Below are 900 nucleotides of genomic sequence, written 5' to 3' on the forward strand. Positions count from 1 at the left end.
CGCAGACACACAGCGACTCCTTGCCGATGTCCAGCCCGGCGACCCGCTCGAACAGGACCTCCACCCCGATCACCTCCCGACGACAGCAGGTAGACACCGTCCGGAGGGACCTCTGCCAGGACACAGACCCACGCGCTCTACCGCAGCAATCAAGGGCACCCGAGGACCCCGCGCCATACACCTCAACGGGCTCGCCCGCGCCAGTGTGTAACGACGTCGCCGGACGGCTCTCGCATTCTCATCCCCAAGCGCGGCGATACAAGATCGACATCGGTTACACCTCATGCACCGCCGGGTTCCGCAATTCGTGGTGACGAGTTACTGAAGCTTCAGCTGCAGGATTGAGCACATGGGAAGCAGCGGAAACGCCAGCTACCGGGCTCGACGGCGTGAACGGGAGCAGCGGCGGCGCCAGCAGGCCCAGGCTGCGCAGGCCGAGGAGGCTCGATCGCAGGCGCCCGGCGCCGAGGCTGATGGCCGAGGACGACGGACTGTGGCGACGACCTGCGGCTGGTGTGGGGGGCCGATCACCCCCCGAAGCCGCGGACCCATCCCCAAATGGTGTTCGGCCACCTGCCGACACCGAGCCTGGGAACAAGCGCGGGCCGCAGCCTCCGGTCGTGCGGCCGTCCAGGTCGTCGAGCGGCGACTGGAGATTCCGACGCGGGTGCCGCTCACCCGACGGGACTGGCCGCAGGCGCTGCAGGAGCTGGCTCAGCAGCTCGATGACGGGCGGATCTACGACCGCGACCTCCCCGGTCTCTACATCGCACTCGACGCCGTCCTCGAGGCGTACAGCCGCCGGCCCTACGCCCTGCTCCGAGCCGCCGACGAGCACCACGCGACCTGGGGTCGCCGACACCCATCCCGCTGACGCGGTCGCCGGTGAGGATTGTCCTA

The 900-nt window shown here is 68.9% G+C and carries 1 protein-coding gene; it reads left to right on the forward strand.

Features of this window, described 5'->3' with window-relative positions; genetic code table 11:
• Nucleotides 1-667: 667 nt before the first annotated feature.
• Nucleotides 668-874, forward strand: a complete 207-nt coding sequence (locus ABQ292_RS26590; RefSeq protein ID WP_369210702.1) for a hypothetical protein — start codon at nt 668-670, stop codon at nt 872-874.
• Nucleotides 875-900: the final 26 nt, after the last annotated feature.

This window comes from Geodermatophilus maliterrae (assembly GCF_041018925.1).
Taxonomy (GTDB): domain Bacteria; phylum Actinomycetota; class Actinomycetes; order Mycobacteriales; family Geodermatophilaceae; genus Geodermatophilus; species Geodermatophilus maliterrae.